This is a genomic window from Mastigocoleus testarum BC008, assembly GCF_001456025.1.
GTDB classification, from domain to species: Bacteria; Cyanobacteriota; Cyanobacteriia; order Cyanobacteriales; family Nostocaceae; genus Mastigocoleus; species Mastigocoleus testarum.
Map to the genome: position 1 here is coordinate 20,591 of NZ_LMTZ01000143.1, position 19,767 is coordinate 40,357.

General features: G+C 37.9%; 11 protein-coding genes. 2 read left to right on the forward strand and 9 right to left on the reverse strand.

What is annotated here, in order from left to right; all coding sequences use genetic code 11:
• Nucleotides 1-32: 32 nt before the first annotated feature.
• Nucleotides 33-2,141, reverse strand: a complete 2,109-nt coding sequence (locus tag BC008_RS38465) for a hydantoinase/oxoprolinase family protein (RefSeq protein ID WP_027846406.1) — start codon at nucleotides 2,139-2,141, stop codon at nucleotides 33-35.
• A gap of 1,039 nt (nucleotides 2,142-3,180) precedes the next feature.
• Between BC008_RS38465 and BC008_RS52855 the strand changes: the two genes are divergently transcribed.
• The gene (locus BC008_RS52855) at nucleotides 3,181-3,471 is read left to right on the forward strand and encodes an acyl carrier protein (RefSeq protein WP_082650731.1); all 291 of its coding nucleotides are present in this window, start codon (nucleotides 3,181-3,183) and stop codon (nucleotides 3,469-3,471) included.
• A gap of 174 nt (nucleotides 3,472-3,645) precedes the next feature.
• Here the strand turns inward: BC008_RS52855 and BC008_RS38475 are convergent, their stop codons facing one another.
• From BC008_RS38475 to BC008_RS38505, 7 genes are all read right to left on the reverse strand, one after another.
• Complete coding sequence (locus BC008_RS38475) at nucleotides 3,646-4,218, reverse strand: protein-tyrosine phosphatase family protein (RefSeq protein WP_027844315.1); 573 nt, start codon at nucleotides 4,216-4,218, stop codon at nucleotides 3,646-3,648.
• A gap of 26 nt (nucleotides 4,219-4,244) precedes the next feature.
• Nucleotides 4,245-4,763 carry a GNAT family N-acetyltransferase gene (locus BC008_RS38480; protein ID WP_027844316.1) on the reverse strand — a complete coding sequence of 173 codons (519 nt, stop codon included), beginning with the start codon at nucleotides 4,761-4,763 and terminating at the stop codon, nucleotides 4,245-4,247.
• A 97-nt stretch (nucleotides 4,764-4,860) separates the two neighbouring features.
• The gene (locus tag BC008_RS38485; protein ID WP_027844317.1) at nucleotides 4,861-5,196 is read right to left on the reverse strand and encodes a XisI protein; all 336 of its coding nucleotides are present in this window, start codon (nucleotides 5,194-5,196) and stop codon (nucleotides 4,861-4,863) included.
• Nucleotides 5,184-5,600 carry a XisH family protein gene (locus BC008_RS38490; protein ID WP_027844318.1) on the reverse strand — a complete coding sequence of 139 codons (417 nt, stop codon included), beginning with the start codon at nucleotides 5,598-5,600 and terminating at the stop codon, nucleotides 5,184-5,186. Before BC008_RS38490 ends, BC008_RS38485 begins: the two co-directional genes overlap by 13 nt.
• 150 nt (nucleotides 5,601-5,750) lie before the next feature.
• On the reverse strand, nucleotides 5,751-6,620 hold the full coding sequence (locus BC008_RS38495; RefSeq protein ID WP_036266221.1) for a DUF4437 domain-containing protein: 870 nt from the start codon (nucleotides 6,618-6,620) through the stop codon (nucleotides 5,751-5,753).
• Nucleotides 6,621-6,681: 61 nt separating this feature from the next.
• Nucleotides 6,682-7,320 carry a Vat family streptogramin A O-acetyltransferase gene (locus tag BC008_RS38500; protein WP_027844320.1) on the reverse strand — a complete coding sequence of 213 codons (639 nt, stop codon included), beginning with the start codon at nucleotides 7,318-7,320 and terminating at the stop codon, nucleotides 6,682-6,684.
• 193 nt (nucleotides 7,321-7,513) lie between these two features.
• Nucleotides 7,514-12,775 (reverse strand): nSTAND1 domain-containing NTPase, encoded by a 5,262-nt coding sequence (locus BC008_RS38505; protein ID WP_027844321.1) that lies wholly within the window; start codon nucleotides 12,773-12,775, stop codon nucleotides 7,514-7,516.
• Between the two features lie 900 nt (nucleotides 12,776-13,675).
• On the opposite strand from BC008_RS38505, the gene BC008_RS52360 reads away from it, so the two are divergent.
• A complete protein-coding gene (locus BC008_RS52360) occupies nucleotides 13,676-13,804 on the forward strand; it encodes a hypothetical protein (RefSeq protein WP_268768280.1) in 129 nt (42 codons plus the stop codon).
• A gap of 106 nt (nucleotides 13,805-13,910) precedes the next feature.
• On the opposite strand, the gene BC008_RS38510 is transcribed toward BC008_RS52360, so the two are convergent.
• Nucleotides 13,911-19,325, reverse strand: coding sequence for an nSTAND1 domain-containing NTPase (locus tag BC008_RS38510; RefSeq protein WP_027844322.1), 5,415 nt, complete (start codon nucleotides 19,323-19,325; stop codon nucleotides 13,911-13,913).
• Between the last annotated feature and the right edge of the window lie 442 nt (nucleotides 19,326-19,767).

Below are 19,767 nucleotides of genomic sequence, written 5' to 3' on the forward strand. Positions count from 1 at the left end.
GGGTGAAGCGGGACATTCATAAACAAATGGTATTAAGCAATACGCTCTAATATCAAATGATTGCGTTCGGTTAACTTTGCTTCCCATTCCGGCTCAACTACAATGGTGCTAATTTTTTCTACAATAATTGCAGAACCTTTAATAGCATCCCCCGGTTGCAAGTCTTCCCGTCGATAAACCGGAGTATCGTACCATCGATCCACACTAAACATCTTTACTATTTCAACTGGTGTAGGAATTTCATCTACTCCACGGGTACGACTAATTAAAGGTTCTGCGGGAGTATCCATTTTCTGAATCACTTCGACTGAGCCTGATTCTACTATTAATGCTTTTTCCGATTGCACGAAACCGTACCTTAATTTATGCTCTTTCTCAAAATCAAGACGCATCGTTTCCACATTTTCAACAAAATCAACGCTTAAAGTTGAACTTGTCCCCTCATACTTCAGATTAAGCTTTCTAATTATTTCCCGTTCGTATATCTCTGCGCTAACTTCCCCGTTACTCAATTCCTCCTTCCCTCGTTTCTCCAAAATTTTCATTAACTGCTGTAGCTCAGGAGCTAATTCTTTATCTAAAACCTTTTCTACTCCTGCTTCTCTCATCGCCCTGATATCTGCTAGACCCATTCCATAAGCAGAGAGAACCCCAGCATAAGGATGCAAAAATATCTTGGTCATTCCTAAAGTATCAGCTATTAAGCAAGTTACCTGCGCTCCAGCACCACCAAAACAGCAAAGGACGTATTGAGTGACATCATAACCCCGTTGCAAACTGATTTTTTTGATTGCATTTGCCATATTTTCGACTGCGATCGCAATAAATCCAGCTGCTACTTGTTCGGGTGTAGAAGTGTTTCCGGTTGTTGCTGCAATATCTTGAGCTAGTTGAGCAAATTTCTCAGTGACGATATCTTTATCTAAAGGTAAATTACCATCAACTCCAAAAACAGCTGGAAAATATTGGGGATGAATTTTTCCTAACATCACATTAGCATCGGTTACTGTTAATGGTCCCCCACGTCGGTAAGAAGCAGGTCCGGGATTTGAACCTGCAGATTCTGGTCCCACGCGATAACTAGAACCATCGAAAAATAAAATTGAACCGCCACCTGCTGCAATGGTATTAATTGCTAAGACGGGAACTCGCATCCGCGCTCCGGCGATTTCCGATTCTAGTTGACGTTCGTATTCTCCTTTGAAGTGGGCGACATCTGTACTGGTTCCACCCATATCAAAAGTGATTATCTTCTCAAAACCCGCCCTTTTACTAGTTTGTACTGCGCCGACAATCCCCCCAGCTGGACCGCTTAAAATACTATCTTTTCCTTGGAATTGTTCCGCTGCAACTAAACCCCCGTCAGACTTCATAAACATGAGTTTGACTCCGGGTAATTTACTAGCGACTTGGTTAACATAGCGACGCAGTATTGGAGTTAAGTATGCATCGACAACTGTTGTATCTCCCCTGCTAACCAATTTCATCAGAGGACTGACTTGATGGGACACAGATATCTGCGTAAATCCGATTTCTTGGGCGATTTGGGCTACCTGTTGTTCGTGGGAAGGATAGCGATCGCTATGCATGAAAACTATAGCACAACTACGAATTCCCCCATCGTAAACCGCTTGTAAGTTTTTCCTTACTCGTTCAACATTGAGTGGAATTAATTCATTACCTCGAGCATCATACCTTTGTTCGACCTCGATTACCTCCTCGTAAAGCATTGTAGGTAAAATTATTTGACGAGCAAAGATATCAGGACGATTTTGGTAACCAATTCGCAAAGCATCTTTGAAACCTTTGGTAATTAAAAGCGCAACCCGGTCTCCTTTTCTTTCTAAGAGTGCATTGGTTGCGACTGTAGTTCCCATTTTTACTACTTCAATTGCTGCGGTGGGAATGGCTTCGTTCCTTGAAAGTCCGAGAATATCGTGAATACCTTGAATCGCAGCATCTTGATATTGTTCGGGATTTTCTGAAAGTAATTTATAAACGATTACCCATTGTTGGTTAGGAAGAGGAACAATTAAAAAACGTTGGGGATGGGTTACAAGTCGATCGATAATCCCTTGGTCATTAGTAGCAGCAACAATATCTGTGAATGTTCCACCCCTATCAGCAAATACTTTTAACATTGTTTGATTAGTCATCATCTGACAGTAGACTAACAAGAGATTTGGGGTGTTGAGAACAGGGCAAACGTATCTAAAATTAACAAAAATAAATGGACAAAAACTTTGATTTATGCAATTGACGTAAAAATAAGATTTTTCGTTAGTCTCATTGTTTTAACCGTGTATGGAAGGTAAAAAATTTCAGACCATAGATTCTCAATTAATAGGATTTAATGCGGAAAAATACGGTTTTATTGAGAAAATGGCATTTTTATTGACAAGATGCGTTCGCCCTGGTGTTGAGAACTAATATTCAAGGCAAGCTAAAATTCAAGCATATAATCTTATTAAGTACGTTAGTAAGAAAAATCATAACTTGTTTGTAATAGCGCTTTAGCGCTAAAGCGCTACTACTAGAAAAATACAGATATTTTATATTTATTTACATAGTTTACTTTTTTCTCGCCTACTTACTTAAGATCGGATTAAATTATTTTTTAGTACTTGATCTTAAGCACAAATGCAATGGATCAAATAACTCATTACCGCACTTTAATCTGAAGTTCCTCTCAAGGAAAAAGCATTCAACTGAAGTAGATTGTTATACTAATTTTAGAGTTGCTTAAATTTGATTTAGTTATGCAGCTTAGGAGAAGTTCAAATGAGTATGGATGATAAAGCCTATGAGCTAGACATCCTGAAACAAGTAATCAGTACTTATCTAAATGATACTGTACCATTTACAGAGGAGGGGTTGAACTCTCTTACTTCCAAACGTGATGAGATTGTTTATAAGATTGCGACAAAAATTTATCACGAGAGTGGGCACAAGCTTGAATTCTCTTTTGCATGCGATACTATTAACTCTCACATCGAAGTATTGAAAACGCGTATCGCAAAGGAGAAAGCCATTGCTTACAAGCGTTTACAGTCTCAAAAAGCTGAGGAAGCTCTACAAAGCGTACAAGAAAATCAAAAAAGAGCACAAGCAGAAAAGCAAAAGCAAAATCGCTTGATTGAGTTGGCTAGAAAACTTAACGAGTCTAAAAGAGATACAAGCATGTCCGATCTCTTTTTTAAAGTCCAAAATATAATCAGCGAGCAGTTATCCGTAGATTTAGATGTAATTAAGTTAAATGCTCATATCTCAAATGATTTGGGAGCTGATGAACTTGATACTTTTGAGCTTGCGATGGCGTTGGAAGAAGAATTTGACATTGAAATACCAGATAATATATTGGGGTCGGTTAAGAGATATCCCCCGTCGTTTAGCAATAGTTTCGGTGATTCAGATCCTGTGGCTTGTACTGTTGGAGAACTCTTGGATTTCATTCACAATTCAATAAAGTAGCTTTGGTTAAGTAAAATTACTTGGGTTAATCAGCAACAACACGCTGCATTTAATTAGGGCTTGCTGAAGAAGTAATGGAAAAACAATATGAAGATTGGTTAGTTATTCGAACAAGAATTAAATATAAGTTTTTGTTGTCTTAGATGAGCTAAATCATAATTTTGAATAATTGTTTCATTGTCCATCCGCAATAAATTTTGGGCTGTAAGTTTCCGTAGCATCACGACAATAATCTAGAAGTGCGTTTAATTCTGCCATAACTTTCTTTGGATTTCGACCTTTAAGGAGAGCAAAAGATACCGCTTCATAGGGATCTCTTCCAGTTTTTCTCACAGTTTCAATTGCAGTTTTATTAGAAAATCCCCGTTGCGCGACTAACCATGCGGCTAAAACATGTCCCGTGCGTCCGATTCCCCCAGAGCAGTGAACTACTACTTTTTCATTTTGGCGATAATCGCAGTTCGGCAAAAACGGTAATATTTCTTGGGTTAACGTTTGGCGATCAGCGAGTTGAAAATCCTCAATCGGTGACCAGCAAACCCGGTCCGTTCCAAATTTCTGTCGGTAAATTCCAAGCAAATCTGAATAGCGATCGAGTTGAGTCTGGGAAAGTAAACAGCAAACATGTTTAATATTTTGACCTTGCATAAACTTAATCCACTCATTCACCCGGTCACTACTGTATCCAGGTCTTGCAGAACCAAACACAATAGTTTCCTTTGGGGAAGCTGCAGCAAATTTGTACATACTATTGAGTTATTGTGTGAAAAATATTAGCTGAAATTGGGGTTTTGATACCTATACAAAATATGTGGGATGTCAGCGTGCATAATATTTTTCTCAAATACAAACCCAATTTTTTGCATTACTCTTTCAGATTTTTTGTTCGTAACTAAGGTATAAGCAACCACGCTTGGATAAAAAAATTCATCAAATGCAATTGATAAGGCTTTTTCCCCTATTTCTACCGCCAAACCTTTTCCCCAAAATTCTGGCATCAGTGCGTAACCAAGTTCAACTTCTTTCCGATTATTTACGACGACCCTCCTGATACCACCACGTCCGACAAAGACTTCAGTTTCCTTATCACAGAATATCCATTGACCATGTCCATAATTTTCCCATTGTTCGCAATTATATTTCATTTTTGCTTTTACTTTTTCTTTGCTCAAAGTTCCTCCCAATGTCGCCATCACTTCTAAATTAGAAGTCATTTCAAGCAATAATTTCCAATGCTCATTGCATATTCTTTCACCTTTTAATCTATCGGTTTCAATTCGCTCAAATTGCATATTCTCAAACTTATTTGTGACTAAGACTATTATTCTTCCGGTCAAGTAGTCTTCTCATTATCTCCCTAGAAAATAATCAATATTATTCTAAAGATTTTTAACCAACCGCATAAGGGGAAAATTGGCGCTTAAAAGAGGAATGAAAACCCAAAACTATATCTGAATTCGGCACACCCATATTTACCAATCTTTTAGCTATAGATTCTTCTGTACCATTATATTGAATCCAAATTTTACCATCTTGAATATCAAAGTGCATTACAGGACCAAATACTCGTTTATCTCCTTGCCAACCAACATAGGCTAGTTGATAATGGTCATGTTCGGAATCAAATATTAACTCCGCTTTTACGGAATCAGTAGTAGTTGAAATTTGGGCGTGTTCTGTCAAGATTTCCTTGATAAATTGTCGATATTGTTCTATCTTATCCATTTCTTTATTTCCTCCAATTTAGGATCGTAAATCATTAATTTGACTTGGTAACGTTTCAGAGAACGTTGGATAAAAGAAAGCTGAAAAAAATCCTGATAAGTTTCAATGGGAATAGCTAAATAAACAATTCGCTCTGGTTCTTGCTCTTCTAGTGCTTGAAAATAATTAAGATATTGACCCAAAGCTGTATGAAATGCACTAATATCTGAATCTCCTATAAAGCTTTTTATTTCTACAGCAATTTTTTCGGAGTCTCGTTCTGCTGCGATCGCACTTTCTGCTGCTAAGTCAATTTGTAATTTGACTGCTTCACTTATGCGGATCGTAAGGGGATCGTGGGTTATCTTCCATCCATCTTTGATTAACGCACTTTTAACTTGTTGATGGAAAACGTCTTTTGCCATTTTGGATGCTCTTCATCCTGATTATGCTTTACTTTATTATTTAATATCAACTTCAAAAAACACTGCTATGTATCAATTTTTTGAATATGTTCGCTGTTACACTCAATTTAGTTTTTTTGGTAATGTAGTGATTGCACGAATCGGTTGCGGCTACTTCTTGGGCTGCGTCGAAATGACGTCAAACTTGCCTTTCATGCGCACGTACATGATGCACTCCTCTCCCCTTTCGCACGAGACCTGATGCACTGACTCTCCTTTGGAACTGAAATAACTTCCCGGCTCCATGGTCTTGACATCGATCTTGCCCGGAACCCGGTGCTTGGGTCGACCCTGGATCGCCACAGCACGAAATGTCGAGCCGTGGCTGCGTATTTTTCCAGTAAATTCAGCTGGTAGTTTGACAAGGGTCCCATTCAACTGATTGTCCTGCGGGTTACCCCAAAGAAAAGCTACCTTTGGTCCATCGGCTGAGGCTTGCATTCCGGGCTGATCGATCCAAACGATGTTCGATGCGTCCACGTTAATCGGCTTGTCTTTACTATAAAATGCCTCCTCAGGGGGAAGAACTCCAAATGCATCCTCAACTTCTATGTATGCTATGGTGTTACTACCTTTTGCTGCAGTAATGTGCACACCTCCGGCTGGCTGCGTCCAGAAAGAACCCGTCGGCATATACATTTCCTCGGCATTAGGATCGTCATTGTGGATGGTGCCACTAATGACCACTCCGCGGTAAATAGTATTGTGAATATGAGGTGGCGACTTGAAGCCGTCCACTGGCTTAAGGAGAAATCCTGATGGTCCAGGACCGGTGCGATCGCCCCAGAGAGTGCCAGCCATCGGGCTTTTGTCACCGCGGGCGGGGTTGAGCGGCTCCCAATTGACTTCGGACGTCAAGACAACCTTGAAGTTTGGCTCGGCTGCTGGTTTCGGAGCGCTACTACTGAATGCGACCTGCAAGCTAATGCAGGCAGATACGCCGAGTGCAAGTGCGAGTGATAGAAACGTTCTTATATTCATTCTTCACAAATGTAGTACGATATACTCGGTGATGGAGTGTTAATAACTGCAAATAATTATTTCAAATATCAGCGACGGATTTGAGAACATCAATATCAGCAGCGACGATTTTCTCTAAATTCTGGGAAATTTTCTCTATATTCCAGTCCCACCAAGCAATTTCTAGTAATGTTTTGATAACGTCGTCATTAAACCGTTTTCTGATTGCTTTGGCTGGATTTCCCCCAACAACAGTGTAGGGTGGAACATCACTTACAACTACTGATTTAGCAGCAACAATTGCTCCATCGCCAATTTTTATACCGGGCATAATTACCGACTCATAACCGATCCAAACATCGTTACCAACTACGGTATCACCTTTAAAAGGATATTCATGGGGTTGAGGGGTTACTTTTTCCCAACCATTACCAAAAATTTGAAAGGGATAGGTAGAGAATCCAGATATTTTATGATTAGCACCGTTCATGATAAATTTTACGCCTCTAGCTAAAGCGCAAAATTTGCCGATGATTAATTTGTCTTCGCTGAAGGGATAATGATAAAGAACGTTGCGCTCAAAGTTTTCTGAATCTTCGGGGTCGTCGTAATAAGTGTAATCACCAATAATAATCTTAGGATTAGATACAGTATTTTTGATGAAGCAGATTTGGGGAAATCCCTTCATTGGATGTTTGTCTGTGGGGTCTGCTCCGTACATAATTACAAGTCAAAAGTTAAAAGTTAAAAGTTAAACATGTCCTAACCTTATTACCTGTGCTACACCATTCGATAGTACCTTAGAGGCTCAAATGGTTATCGGTTATGGGTGAAATATAATCGTACGTCTAACACACCTTACAATAATTTTTTATTTATTTTTTGTTTACTTCATTCCTTATCAATCTCATCCGTTACTGGCAAATTTCTCGATCTTCGGGGGTAATATTCGGATTATTCTCGAGGTAATTTTTTATCGTCAAACATCCCTTTTCTAGAAGTTTATCCCGTTGCTCTGCAGAATTTTCGATAATTGATGCTAAATTCCACAATTTGATAGTGCGATCGCTACTTCCGGAAATCAAAATTTTACTGTTGGGACTAAAGTTAATTCCCCGGACGTTTCCGCTATGTCCGGTAATGGTTTTGAGTAAGTGACCTGTGGGATAATCCCAAATTTTGATCGTATCATCGTCACTTGCTGAAGCAAGCATTTTACCATCTGGGGAAAAATCGATGGTATTTATTAAACCTTGGTGTCCTTTGAGAGTTTTAATAATTTTACCGTTGCGATCCCAGAAAATAATGTTTTGGTCTTGTCCTGCGGAGGCGATAATATCGGTTTGGGGATGGAAAATTAATGACCAAACACTACTTTTATGACCTTTTAAGGTTTTCAGTAATTTTCCTTCTTTACTCCACAATTTAATAATTTTATCGGCTCCAGCCGAAGCAATCATATCTCCTTGGGGACTAAATTTAACTTGGGTTACCCAACCTGTATGTCCTTTCAGGGTATGTAATAGGCGACCTTCAACATCCCAAATTTTAACTGTACCGTCACCTGCTGCGGAAGCAAAGGTTTTACCGTCGGGGCTAAAGTTAATGTTAATAACCGGGTCTTGGTGTGCTGTTAAGGTTTTTAATTGGCTTTTACCATCATTTTTCTGGATTGCGATCGCACCGTTAGCTCTTCCAATCACAGATAATTTCCGATCTGGGCTGAAGGCAAAACTGCTAATATCAGGGATGGAAGATGTTAATGTTTGCAATAGTTTTCCTTGACGATTCCAAATTCTAGCGGTGCGATCGTCTCCGGTGGAGATGATTTGTTTGTTGTCTGGGGTAAAACTGACGTTGTTAACTTCACCTGTATGTCCCCGTAAGGTTCTTATCAGTAGGTTATCAATTTCCCAAATTCTGACTGTGTGGTCGTCGCTGACGGTAGCTAAAGTTTTACCGTTGGGATGCAAACTTAAGTTGTTAACTTCATGGGTATGTCCTTTTAAGGTTTCGATTAAAGAACCTTTTAAATCCCATAATTTAATGGTTTTATCGGCGCTCACAGAAATTATTGCTTGACCGTCGGGGGTAAAAATTGCATTGCTGACACCACCTTGATGTCCTGTAATTGTTGTTAGCAGTTGACCTGCAAGATTCCATATTTTAATAGTTTTGTCGTTACTGCTCGATACAATATTTTTACTGTTAGGACTAAAGTTAACACTAATGACTCCGCTGGTATGTCCTGTAAATGTTTGCAGTAATTTACCGTTTAAATCCCACAGTTTAACGGTTCCATCATCACTAGCAGATGCAATGGTTTTACCGTCTGGTGAAAATATTGCTGCGTTTACTCCTTGGGTATGTCCGGATATAGTCTCAAGCAAAATTCCATCTCGATTCCAAATTTTGATGGTGCGGTCACTGCTTGCAGAAATCAGGGTTTTATTATCGGAAGAAAATTGAATGCTATTTACTGTTTTCTGGTGACCTGTAAATGTTTGCAATAATTTACCGTTAATATCCCACAATTTAATGGTTCCATCGGCACCCGCAGAGGCTACGATTTTACCATCTGGGGAAAAAGTAATATTAATTGTGGCAACATCGTCAGCAACAAAGCTACGAATTAACTTACCGTTACTTTGCCATAATTTGATAGTTCTATCGGCACCAGAAGAAGCGATAATTTGACCATCTGGGGAAAAACTTACCCCACTAACCCAAGATTCATGTCCTTCTAAACGATTGCGTTCTTGAAGATAAGCTAGTGCTCTACTTAAATTATTTTCGCTGGTTTGACGTAATTTTTCTGGAATAAAACTCAGTTCTTGCTGATGTTGATTAGCTTTGACGCTGGTTAATAATGCTTCTAAGGACTTATCTGAGAGTACAAAGTTTTCCGACAAAGAATTTAAAGCTGTAATTTCTTGGAGACGAATTTTTTGGGATTGTTGGTAAGCGACACCACCAAATATACAAGCAACTATTCCCAATGTCCCGATCGCACCTGCGGTAATTTTGACGATTCTTTGACGACGCTGGATTTGTAATTGTTGCGATCGTCGAGCTTCTAAACAGGTTTCGATAAATTCCTGAATATCACCGGATAATTCATCGGTATATTTGATGTAAATTTCTTCTGCTTCTGCTAAACGTACCCCTTGTAATAAAAAATCAGGTTGCTGAGAATTATTTTTCCATAATTGGGCTGCTTGTTCGATTTGTCTTTGTAAACGCAACCGCGATCGATTTTCTTCTAACCACCATTTTAGGGTTGACCAGCGACGAATTAATACTTCGTGGGCGACTTCTACTGTTACCTGCTGTTTTATATCCTGTAAAGACGTTGCATGCAACGTCTCTACATTTTTATCATGTTGTGTTTCTGCATCTGGATCCTGGTGGATTTCTAGATTTTTATCATGTTGTGTCTCTACATCTGGATCCTGGTGGATTTCTGTATTTTCACTGCTATCGCTTTGTGGAGCTGTACCGCGACTTTCACCGATGAAACCGTTATTTTCCAGATTCACCACAATTAATTTAGCTGCGGTCAATGTCTGTAGGGTCTTTTCGACTAGTTTGGGTGGATATTTTTTCGCTTTCAAATCTGATTTTAAGACCCGTCTCCTGGTGTCTTCGGTTCCTTCTCCTAGTTGGGTTAATGTTAAAAAGATCCATTTTGCACAAGCTTGTCCTTCTGGGTCTAAACTGTCATATACTGCTTGAGCTTTACGTTCTAAGGCTCCAGAAATTCCACCAACTTGTTTTTGATAAGCTGATAAAGTAAGTTTTCCGTTACTGCGATATTCCCACAATTGTTCTAAAACAAATTCTAATAGGGGTAAATCGCCAGCTGAATGTTGCAAATCTTGCAATAAAACTTCTACTAATTCCGGTTCCACTTGCAAACCAACTTGTTCTGCGGGTTTAACAATTACCTGACGGTAATCATCTTCATGCATTTGCGGCGGAACCAAAATATGAGATTGTTGTAGTAATGTTGCTAACTTGGGTATTTCTAAACCCGCAGCCATAAAGTCTGCTCGTAATGTTACTACTAACTTAAATTTGTCAGCAGCATATTCCAACGCTCCCAATAATAGTTCTAAAAACTTCTCCCGTTCTAGGTCTGCTGTTAAAGTAAATAATTCTTCAAACTGATCTACGACCAGAACTACCATTGGTTCGGGACGACTGCGTAACCAATAAACAAAACTTTCTACTCCAAGGTATTGGATTCCTTCCAGTAAAAGATGTGGTGGAGATATAGAATTTTTTTCCTCTTGGAGTACCCGTGCTAAATTTTCTAAGGGTTTGATACCGGGAATTAAAGTTCTAACCCACCAATTTTCACTATTTGGAATTTGTTTTCCTAAGCGTAATTGGGCGATTAATCCAGCACGAGCAACTGAAGATTTACCACTTCCGGATGCTCCAACTACTGCTAAAAATGATTGTTGGTTTAATTGATTAATGATTTTTTGGGTAAGGGTTTCTCGTCCAAAGAAATATTGAGCGTCGGTTTCTGTAAATGCTCTTAAACCTTTATAGGGACAAATTCCTAAATCAAAACCTTCTGATTCTTCCCATCCCGATAAATCCCTACTTGCGGGGATAATTTCAATTACTCCCCTAACTCCAGATAACCAAATATGTAAAGGTAAGGAATTAACCAGAGATATTTGCAGCTGAGCGATCCAAGCTGCTACAGATAAACCATTGGGGTCTGATGTTGCACTTAAAGTATCTAATAAAGTTCGAGCAAACTGTTCTGGGTCATCTTTTTTGGAAGCAGCAGCAATTAAACATTGTCCTTGGAGTGGGGTTAACTCTAAATCTTCTACCCAATTCTTTAAATCTTCTGCTTCGGGACAGTCCAAAAGGATAATTTGTTGTCTGAAGGGGGAATGTCTTAGTTGTTGTCTTAACCAAGAACGACTTAGAGTTATATTATTTTCTCGATCTCCTAACAATAATACTGTTTCTCCATCAGGAGTTTGGATTATTTTTCCCCGTAAATATAGTAATACTGTTTCTCCTGCTTCTAATTGCCTAGATCTTAATTTATAATTGTTTTCGATCCGATTGTGTTCTACTTGATTTATTTGTAAATAATCTTGAATAGATTCGCGGAAATCTGCTGCATTATCTCCATTACAGGTTAAATAATGTAATTCAAAATCAGCGATACCACTAAGTAACTTGGTGAGGGATAATATACTTTTACTTCCAGGTAAACCATCGACAATTACTGCTTGTCGTTGACGATTTTTTTTTACTTCTGATTGTTTGTAACCAAGAATTAACTCTCCCACACCTTCAACTATTCTTTTGGGAGTTTGTAAGGAATATTCCGAAAATAGTTCGGTTTCACCTTTTCCTCTTTTTTGTTGATTAATCAGCCGTAGAAATTGATTTGTTTTATCAATATATTGTAATGTTCGATGATAAACATATCGATAAAGTGTATCAATATCAATTGCTCCTTGAATATCTGCAGCTTCCCCTTGCAATCCTCGAATTAAATAATATGTAAAGACACCATGTCCTAACTCGGGAAATTCCCAAGACTGTTGTCCGCGATCGCAGGAAAGTAAAGCATAAAAACCTTTACTTTTTTCTGCACGTCGTCGTAATACTTGGATAAACTGCGGTGTGGGATTCGATTGGGATATCAAGTTGATGCTACCGCTATGACAAGCATCTAACCAGACTAACTGCTGATGAGCCGCACTACTAGTTAATGATTGTAATAATTTTTCTAAGGGTAAACCCGTTGTTAATAAATTATCTTTTTTAGTATCTGTCAAACATAAAATTGCTTGATTTGTTTCCAGGTCAAGAATTCCATGGCCGGAAAAATAGAATAGGATGGTATCCTGGGGTTGAACTAAGGCGGTAATTTTTTCCAGACAAGCAACTGTATTACCGAGAGTAGGTTTCTCCGGAGCGGAATCGTGATAGATATTAACTTCCTTGGCTGTAAATCTACCTTCAGTAGCAGCTAAGGCTTCAGCTAAACCCTGACAATCAACTGCGGAATAACTTAGTTTTGGTAATTTCTCATCCTGGTATGCATTTACTCCCACCAACAGTATCCAAAGTTTACCTTGGTCTGTGCGCGAGGTGTGAGTCGAAGAACTGGTTGCAATACCGAGTGGTGACATTTTACTTCATAAATGAACGATAATTTTCACATAAAATTGGTAATAAGTTCCAATCAATTAAAGATGTAATCGTAGGGTGTGTTGGGACGTAAGTCTGTAACGCACCGTCTTATATTTATTAATTTACGGACTACGAGTCCTTTGTAGATATAACGATTTTCTCCAATAAAGTATGTTATTTTGCTGTATTATCTACCAAAAGGAATAGGTATCCACAAAGCATAGCAAAATGCGTTTGGATATGGCGTCTGAGCCTAACTACCTTTATTTCGTATTTTCATCTTTGTATGGTGTTTTTACGGATAAAAAAGACAGGTTTTAAGTTGTCACACTTGACTATAAAAAATATCGCTATTTGATTGACATATTTATTCGCATAGATGTGGACGAATTTAAAATTGTCACACCTGGATAAATTTGATGATTACATATTGAAATTTCGGAACTAATGAATATATTCTTTTGTCATCAAAGTCTGAAGAATAATTTTGCATTACAACATTTTAAAGTTATGTGTTTCGATAATTTACTATTTGCTATTTTTACTGAAAGTCTTGCTCCATATGGATTTGAAAACCAGTAAAGAGTTATTTGTGCCAAAAAAATAGTAAGTATGGATAATTTTCAGAAATACGGTTTCCCGACCCTGAAGTATAAAATATCCTACAAAAAATGCACCGCTGCATAAAAAAGTAGAACTACACCTATAGAGCTAATGAAAGGTTACTTCACAGTTATACATCAGTAGTTACTGAGTATATACAAACAAGTATTTACCTTAGTTTTATCTATCTATTATTTTTTACTTATTAATCGGATTGCAGACATGGAGTCGGCATTCGATCAGTTCGTCAAAGATTAAATTTTTCAAACATTTATTGCAAGGATTAGGGAAAAACAATGACAAACTCAAACACAAACAAAAATAAAAACACAAACCACAAAGATTTACAATCTGAAATTCAACAATTAGGATTTAAAGGTCAACGTAAACCATCTGAACCACCATCCAACCCTCCAAACCCATAAAAAACCGAGAATGGTGCGAATTCACAAGTAATGAGGAATGTTAACTAATTCAAGCTTCACGAGCACTTAGATTCAATTTTAAAGAATTTTGATTTATCATTACTCATTATTTCTTTACTTTAGGAATATCAGAACAAACACCTTTTTCATCTTTTAATTCAGAGTTAGTCTTTAGATAATTCTTCAGCAAACCGCAACTGCGAACTAAAAGACGATCTAAATCTAAAGTTTGCAGTTGTTTGCTGTCTAAACTCCAAATTCTAACCTCACCATTGGAACCGCTAGAAGCAATAGTTTTACTGTCAGGACTAAAACTTACGTCATATATGGAAATTTCATGTCCCGTAATGGTTTTAAGTTTTCTACCCTGGGGATTCCATATTCCTATAGTGCGATCGTTACTTGCTGAAGCAATCAATTTACTGTCAGGACTAAAAGTTACACTAAAAATTGAATTTGTATGTCCCCTCAAGGTTTCCAATAAACTACCTTTCTCCACTTCCCAAAGTTTGATAGTTTGATCCAAGCTTGCAGATGCAAGAATTTTACCGTCAGGACTGAAGCTTACTGCATTAACTGCACTTTTATGTCCTTTGAGAGTTCTGAGTAATACCACTTCTAATTTTTGAGGTAATTTTTCTTCTTGAAGACCTATTGTAGGAACATTTATCTGCCAAATTTTAATGGTCTTATCTCTGCTCGCTGTTGCAAAGATATTACGATTGGGACTGAAAGTTATTCCCAAAACTTCATCTTCATGTCTTTTAATGATGTCAAGTAAAGATAGTTTGTCCGTATTCCAAATTTTTACAGTTTTATCAGCACTAGCTGAAGCAAAAATCTTACCATCTGGGCTAAAACTCAGACTATTAACTTGATGTCTGTGTCCTTCCAGGTTCTTTATTCCATAACCTTCGCGAGTTTGCCAAAGTTTCACAGTTTTGTCACCACCAGCAGATGCTAAAACCTCACCATCTGGACTAAAACTCATAGTATAAACGCCAAAAAAATGACCAAATCTCGAAGAATTACTATAACCTGGTAAAGTTTTGTGCAGATTTCCCTTTGGTAAATTCCAAACCTTGATATCATTATCTTCACCTGCAGAAGCTATGAGATTTCCTTGAGGATGAAATTTTACACTGTAGATCGCACCACCATGTCCTCGTAAAGTTTTTAGCAGATTATTCTGGCGATGCCAAATCCTTAAAGTTTTATCTGCACCTGCAGAGACTAAAGTTTGATTGTCTCGATTTAAAGCTACGCTGTAGACGCCATTATTGTGTCCTTTGAAGGTTTCTACTAAACTTAAATTTCCATTCTCGGGATTCCAAAGTTTAATTGTGCCATCAATGCTGCTTGAAGCTAAAGTTTTACCATCAACGCTAAATTTTACACTTAAGACTGCAGCCCTATGTGCTCCGGAAGTTGTTTCGAGTAAAGTCCCATCTTCACCCCATAACTTAATGGTTTTGTCCGCGCTTCCTGAAGCTAGAACCTGATTTTTCGGACTAAAAGCTACACTGTAAACTTCAGCTTTATGCTCAAGGCTTCTAAGCAAGCTAGCATCACTAATTTGCCAAAGTTTGATAGTTTTATCTTTACTTGCTGAAGCCAGGATTTTACCATCGGCACTTAAAGCTAGGCTATTGATTCTATTATCATGTCCTTTAAGAATATCTAATAAGCTACCGTCACTCACTCGCCAAATTCTAATTGTTGGATCTTGTCCCGCTCCAGATGAAGCAATTTTATCACCTGTCGGAAACCACACTAAACTCCAGACTTCAGCTGAATGTCCTTTCAAAGTCCTGATATTTTTTCCGTCGCTAGTTCTCCACAATTTGACAGTTTTATCAAAACTAGCAGTTGCGATCGTCTTACCATCAGGGCTAAAACTAACACTGTTAACAGCGTCTTCGTGTCCTTCTAAAGTTTTTAACAATCCACCATCGGCACTCCAAAGCTTGACTGTTCCATCGTCACTAGCTGAAGCAATTATCTGATTGTCAGGACTATAGGTAACATTGGTAATTGTATCAGTGTGTCCCTCAAAGCGATTACGTTCTTGAATTGATAAAGCTTGTTGTAGTGTATTTTCTGTTTTTGTCCGGATATTTTTTGGTACAGCAATTATTTTTTTCAGCCGTTCTCCAGCTTTAACGCTAGTAATTAATGCTTCTAATTGCTGATTCGACATTAAATTTGCCTGGGAAGAAAAATTTAAAGCTTCAACTTCTCGTAACTGAGCTTTTCTACTCGTCCAATAAGTTAAACCAGCAAAACCACAAGCTGTTATCCCCAATATTGTCATTCCGATCGCAACCCTGCGGGCTTTTTTTAGTCTGTTTTTTGCTTGCTGCTGTAGTCGTTTTCTTTCTTCTAAACAAGCTTCGATAAATCTTTGGACATCAAGGGATAATTCTGAGGTGTACTTAATATAAATATCTTCTGCTTCTGCTAATCGCACTCCCTGTAACAAAAAATCATCTTGTTTGTTATTATCTTTCCACAGATGGGCTGCTTGTTCGATTTGACGTTGCGATCGCAATCTACTGCGGTTTTCTTCTAACCACCATCGCAAGGTTGACCAGTGACGTATTAAAATTTCATGGGCTACTTCTACGGTTATTTCCTGTTTCATATCCCGTAGAGACGTTCCATGGAACGTCTCTACATTTAAATTATGGTGTGTTCCTTTATTATTTTGTTTAATATTATTTTGTTTAATATTTTGCGCTTCTAAATTACTTCCTCGACTCGCACCAAGGGTATTTTGGTCTTCTTCTAAATTTACAACGATTAATTTGGCATCTGTTAATGCTTTTAAAGTTGTTTCTACTAATGCTGCGGGATATTTTTCAACTATTAATTCTGATTTGAAAACCCTTCTGCGAGTATCTTCTGTACCTTCACCTAATTGGGTGAGGGAAAGAAAAATCCATTGAGCGCATTCCTTGGCTTGGGGTTCTAATCTATCGTAAACTCCTTGACAGGAACGTTCTAATGCTCCTTGAATTCCGCCGAGTTTTTTTTGATAAGCTTGTAAAGTTAATTTTCCGTTAACTCGATTTTGCCATAGTTGTTCCAAAACGAATTCTAACAGAGGTAAATCACCTGCAGAGCGATCCAATTCCCGCAACAAAACTTCTACAAGTTCCGGTTCAATGTTTAAACCTACCTGTTGCGCTGGTTGAGTAATTACGCGACGATAATCTTCTTCTGTTAGGTTGGGGGGAACTAATACACTGGAATTCTGTAATAATTCTGCTAATACTGAATTTTCCAAACAGGAAGTAATAAAGTCTGCTCGTAAAGTAATAACTAATTTGAAGCGATCGCTAGCATATTCAATCGCTCCTAGTAATAAATTTAAAAACTGTTCTGTTTCTGTAGGTGCAGCTAGAGAAAATAATTCTTCAAATTGGTCTATCACCAAAACTACCATTGGTTCGGGTCGATTACGCAACCAATAAACAAATCCTTCTACCCCGAGATACTGCATTCCTTCCAGCAGAAGATTGGGGGATTGAGATTTAAGCTCGCGCTCCAATACGAATCCTGCAAATGCTTGTGCTAAAGCTGTTAAAGGGTTTACACCAGGACGCAAATATTTAATTAACCATTGCTCGCTATTGGGTATTTGTTTTCCTTGTTGCAATGCAGGAATTAAACCTGCTCTGACAACTGAAGATTTTCCGCTTCCAGATGCACCCACCACCCCCAGAAAGGCAGATCTGTTAATTTGATTAATTAATTGTTGAGTTAAAGCTTCTCTACCATAAAAATATTGATGGTCGAGTTCGGAGAAAGCATTTAACCCCATATAAGGACAAAATCCTAAATCTAAAGCAGATGGGGTTTTATTTTTATTTCCATCACTAGTTGCAGGAATAAATTCAATAATTCCTTGGGTTCCTGTAAGCCATACTTGTAGAGGATTTTCACTACCCGCTAGTTCTAATTGCAGTTTTGCGATCGCTCCAGCAGCAGATAAACCTGTGGGTAAGGTATTTGTTAAAGTTTTGACTACGCTTCGAGCAAAGCGTTCTGGTTCTGAAACCGGAGAAACATAACCAATTAAACACTGTCCTTGCTGGGAATCCATCTGTAAAATTTCAACCCATTCCTGCAGACATCCACGCAAATTCTGTACAGACGTTCCATCATGAATATTTTGCACAGACGCGCCATCATATATCTTTTTTAGAGACGTTGCAGAGCCTGCGGCGTCGGCGTTAAGCCTCTGCAAAGTATCTACATGGGTTTTTAAACAATCCAGAATTACAATCTGCTTACTATGACAATCGCGCAAGATTTGCTTTAACCAGGAACACTCAAGACGAATCTTTTCTCCTAACAGCAGACATCCCCCAGCTTCATTTTTCTCAATTTTCCCCTGGAGATACAGCAAAGTTGTATCTGTTTGTGGTGCTTGCAAATGACGCTTAATTGCGCTTCGAATTTCCGCTGGAGAGGTTTTCGCTGCTTGGAGATATTCAACCTCAAATTCCCCTTTCTTCCCAATTAACTTACTAATATCCAAAGCTGTCTGGGAAGCTGAGATTCCTTCAATAACTAAAGCAATACGTCGAGAGACATTTTCAATAAGTTTACTTTGACTTTTTCCAAAAACTAGTTCCCCAACTCCTTCTACGATTCGCTTTGGTGTTTGTAGGGTATATTCATGAAATAAATGAGTTTCACCTTTACTTTTTTTCTGTTGATTGATCAATCGTAATTGTTGATTTTTCTTATCTATATATTGCAGCGTTTTGTGGTATACATATCGATACAAACTATCTGCACAAATCAGACCCTGGGAATCAGCAGCTTCACCCTGCAAACCTTGCATTAAGTAGTAAGTGAATACTCCATGACCTAATTCACTAAATTCCCAAGATTGTTGATTTGTATCGCAGGAAAGTAATGCATAAAATCCTTTACTACGAGCGGCTTGTTGTTGTAATACCTCTACTAGTGTTCGTGTGGGATTAATTAGGGTTTCAGTTGTTGCTCCCCTCAGTGTCATTCCACCACTATGACAAGCATCAAGCCACACTAATTGATTTTGAGCTGCACAATTTGCTAATAAATGTAAAAGTTCTTTTATGCCAAAAGCCGTATCTACTAGGTTTGATTTTTGGGTTTGTGACAAACATAAAAATGCTTGTTGAGTTGAGGATTCTACTACACCATGTCCTGAAAAGTAAAATAGAACGGTATCTGTTGATTTAGCTTGTTGAGAAATGATTTTGATTGACTTACGCACATTTTCTAAACAAGGACCGTGGGGTGCTAAATCGTGATAAATCTTTATCTCTTTATGATTAAATTCTCCTGTAAGATTTGTAAGGGAATTTGCTAAACCCTGACAATCTATTGCTGGGTAATTAAGGTTGGGTAGTTGCTCATCCTGATAGTTATTTACTCCCACTAGTAACAGCCAAAGTGTACCTCGGTTATTTGATGAGGTAGAGTTAATAGTAGAAGAACTTGTTGCTATACCTAATGGTGACATTTAATTTGAATTGTGCAGCCTGGTTTTTATGTTTTGCCGGATACTTTTTATCTAAGACGTAGATTTATAAATTAAGAGCTAGGAACTAAATTAAGAGCTAGGAACTAAATTAAGAGCTAGGAACTAAATTAAGAGCTAGGAACTAAATTAAGAGCTAGGAACTAAATGTTGATAATTTTTACGGATTTTCCTGGGAAATCATAGGATTTGCTTTTTCTTTTTATATTACAGCAATATTTTTTATCTGGTAATATAATATATTGTTGCGTTAATAATACATGTTAAACAATACATGCTGAACAATATTGCAGTTTTGGATTATGAGTATTGGTGAGATAACTTAGAATGGAAGAAAATAAAATTGATATTTTATGGACTTTGTATTTCATTTTTATGAAATCATATAGCTCAAACTATAGATATAAAAATAGGACTTATGCAA